Source organism: Clostridium sp. (assembly GCF_016650095.1).
Taxonomy (GTDB): domain Bacteria; phylum Bacillota; class Clostridia; order Clostridiales; family Clostridiaceae; genus Clostridium_AD.
Genome location: NZ_JAENWL010000366.1, coordinates 1 through 3,754 on the forward strand (window position 1 = coordinate 1; position 3,754 = coordinate 3,754).

Consider the following 3,754-nt stretch of genomic DNA (forward strand, 5'->3'; position numbering starts at 1 on the left):
CTTGTTTGTTAGGTTAAAACTACTTTTAAGCCCTGGAGTAACATACACTTTTTTATCATTCGTAACAAAAATAGCCTCTACACCTTTAATAGACTCTACCAATTTAAGTCCTTTTTCAAGACCCAAGATATAAGTGCTTGTAGATAATGCATCCCCATCAATTGACTTATCTGATATTATGGTTGCACTTATGAGACCCTTCTCTGATGGATACCCAGTTTTCGGGTCAAATATATGATGGTAGCGCTTGCCATCCACAATGAAAAATCTTTCATAGTTGCCTGATGTAACTATTGATTTATCATTAACGCTAACTGTTCCTAGGTATTCTCCACGGGTACTTAATGGATTCTGTATCCCAATATTCCAGCTAGTTCCATCAAGTTTTTTTCCTAGAGCGAAAACATTACCGCCTAAATTTATAATCGCACTGCTAATCTTATTGTCCAATAAAATCTTCTTTATCTCATCAGCCGTATATCCCTTTGCTATAGCGCCCAAATCAATAGCTTGTTCAGTTTTCTTTAACTGTACTGTAGAATTTTTCTCATCTAAAATAATATCGTTATAGTTAACTAATTTTAATTTTTCATCAATTTCCTTTTTTGTAGGAACTCTCTCCTTATCTGTACCTATGCCCCACAGCTTTACAATTGGTTCTATTGTAGCATCAAGGGCGCCTTCTGTTAGTTTACTGTATTGAACCGATTTTGCTATCACTGAATATGTATCTGAGCTTAGTTTTTCTCCTGAAACCCCAGCTTTATCATTTAATTTGCTAATTTCAGAAGTCTTAATATTAACAGACATTTTGTTTTCTATTTCGCTAATCCTTTTTAACGCTTTTTCTGATGCCTCTTCTGCGTTCACACCATAAACCTTTAATTGAATAACTGTCCCCATCAAGAAGGTCTCTTTTACAACAGGTTCTGTAGGCACCTCCTTACTTTTGCAAGATACTAAAAATATTGAAAATGACAATAATAAAAGTATATACCATGTTTTACGTGAATTTTTTATGTAACCTCACCACCCCTAGCTTGTTTTTATGTACGCTATTTATTATACCATATATATAATATAAATAAATATCTTCCTACTACATCATTGCATATTATTTAACTTAAACTAAAAGCCACTGAGACGTAGTTTCAGTGGCTTTTAGTAATTATGAAATTAATATAATTTTATGTGAAAAGTTCTTTATTTTTACGTAATTTTACAAACACTATTACAGATAAACTAATCATTAGAATACTTAATAAGAAAAATACTGTAGTAAATGCCCCAGCTGAAATAGCTGATATATTATATTCTGCACTCATTTTAGCAATCTGGTTAGTTCTATCAGTAAAAACGCCTATAGAATATCTTATCCATAGCACTGAAATTGCAAACGCTAATGGTACTATTGCCAGTGCTATTAAATATCCGCTCTTCCTTCCTCTTTTTACCCCTATAAGTCCCATAATTATTGGGAGGATAAATAGTAAGGGCATTATAGGCCCAGTAAATTGGGCAGACAACATTAAAAACAGTGCACATAAAAGCGTAACATATAAAGTAATTCTTCTTACAATGGCAACTTCATCAATATTCATAGATCCTCACTCTTTTCCTATTTACTCTTTAATACTGCTCTTAAACAAACCGTTGCTGAAATAACTATTGCACCCCACATTATAAGCATAAAAGCCAACGCTTGACCACCCATATTTATACCTCCTTATATTTTTTGGAGTAGGAAACAACTATTAATTGTTTCCCCTACTATTTCAAATCATTATTTTCTTATTAGAATCTTGTCTTGCTTAACCTCTTCACCATAAACCGCTTTTATACTCTTATACGTTCCAATAAATCCTAAAATGAATACTGTCAATAAAACTATTCTTGCACCATTAACCCAAGGAATTAATATTGGTGTTTTTTCTACAAAACTAGGTATAAATTTAAAATATCCATCTTTAATATATGATACAGTTGATCCTATTAAAATAACTATTATTACAACAGGTGTTACCCATCTAATCATAACAGTATATATCCATTTTGGTGCTTGCCAATAAGATCCATGATTAATTTCGTCTAGTGGGTTATCTTTCATTAACCATCCAGCTACAATTATCTCTATAAGTCCCATTACAACCAATAAATAAGTACCAACCCAGTTATCAAGCTCTGTTAAATAAACAAGCTCAGCAGTTTTCGTAAGTATTGGCTCTAGTGCAACTGGTAATCCAACTATTATATATCCTATGAAAACCATTAGGGATGCCTTCTTCTTAGCCATGCCCATGCCTTCTTCTAGGATTGTTACTAAGTAATTATACATTGCAATAGCTGAAGTAAATCCAGCAAAGAATAATAACATAAACCATAGTGTTCCAAGTAACATACCACCATCCATACTTCTAAAAATATTAGGTAAAGATATGAAAGATAGTCCTACTCCAGCGCTTAGACCCTCTACACCCATGAAAGCATAAGTAATTGGTATTGCAATACTTCCACCTAATATTACTTCTGCAAATTCATTTAAAGATATTGTTGTCATGGCTGAAGTTACAATATCATCATCTTTCTTTAAATAAGAAGCATAATTTTGGATTATTCCCATACCGAGTGATAATGTAAAGAATATTTGACCCGCTGCTGCAAGTGCTGCTTGAAAATTTAATTCTTCCCATCTTGGAGCCCAAAGATAATCTAACCCCTTTATAGCAGACCAATCTGGCTTAACTGGTGACCCTATAGTTAACGATTTATAAATTAATATAAATCCAAATACATAGAGTACAGGCATCATTATTTTTGCCCAAGATTCTATGCCCTTTTGAATTCCCTTTGTAACTGCAAATGCTAAACATGATAAACTAATTAACCAGAAAGTAAATACATAGGCAGGATTTTGTACATAATTTACAAAAAACTCTCCTGTGCTATGAGTCATATCTGTGTATCCACCAGTAGCAGATAAAACAGCATATCCCAGAGTCCATCCAATTATATGATTATAATATGAATTTACTAGTAGTGTAACTCCAATAACTAACATTCCACCTATAGATCCTAAAATTATTGCTCTTTTAGGTCTAATCCTGTCCCTTGCCTGAATATAAATCATAAAGCCTACAGTACCATGTCCATATTTTCCACCAAGTCTACCCATCATCCATTCTACCATCATTAATGGTACTCCAATTATAAAAAGAGCCAATACATATGGAATCATGAAAGCTCCGCCACCATTTTTTGCAGCTTGATATGGAAATCTCCAAAAATTACCAAGCCCTATTGAATTTCCTGCCATTGCTAATATAAGTCCGATTTTGGATCCCCAGTTTTCTCGTTTTTCACTCATTATTAAGCCTCCCCCAGTGTTTTTATTAATAATATATTAATTATTTATAAATTATTAACATGTTATCAAATTTTTCTGAAAATTGCAAGCATCGTTAAATATTATTCATTTACTTTTTAGCCTTATAAGCTCAAATTATCTTAATAAATATATATCTTCAAAAATTTAAAATACTATATCCTTATAAATCCTTTATATACAGGCATTTATTTAAGCATTTTCTATAAAAAAATAATAATAAATTATTGAACAAATGGAATAATGTTCTCAAGAACAACTTCTAAAAGCTTGCAATAATGATTTTATTGTTATTTTTTTAACACTTAAACCATATTGTAACTATATGTTAAGTTAAAGCCGATACATGCACATCTAACGGTTAAAATGAAC

The 3,754-nt window shown here is 31.9% G+C and carries 3 protein-coding genes; all 3 read right to left on the bottom strand.

The genetic code is table 11. The features are described 5' to 3' along the window. On the bottom strand, positions 1-981 hold a 981-nt coding region (locus JJE11_RS16350), incomplete at its 3' end, for an FAD:protein FMN transferase (RefSeq protein ID WP_291637538.1). A gap of 206 nt (positions 982-1,187) precedes the next feature. Further along, a complete protein-coding gene (locus JJE11_RS16355) occupies positions 1,188-1,601 on the bottom strand; it encodes a hypothetical protein (protein ID WP_291637540.1) in 414 nt (137 codons plus the stop codon). A 182-nt stretch (positions 1,602-1,783) separates the two neighbouring features. Further along, positions 1,784-3,364, bottom strand: a complete 1,581-nt coding sequence (locus tag JJE11_RS16360) for a sodium-dependent transporter (protein ID WP_291637542.1) — start codon at positions 3,362-3,364, stop codon at positions 1,784-1,786. Positions 3,365-3,754: the final 390 nt, after the last annotated feature.

What these genes read in the sequence shown, in the direction of transcription:
- JJE11_RS16355 (WP_291637540.1), bottom strand. Translation starts at nt 1,601, where the DNA reads ATGAATATTGATGAAGTTGCCATTGTAAGAAGAATTACTTTATATGTT.
- JJE11_RS16360 (WP_291637542.1), bottom strand. Translation starts at nt 3,364, where the DNA reads ATGAGTGAAAAACGAGAAAACTGGGGATCCAAAATCGGACTTATATTA.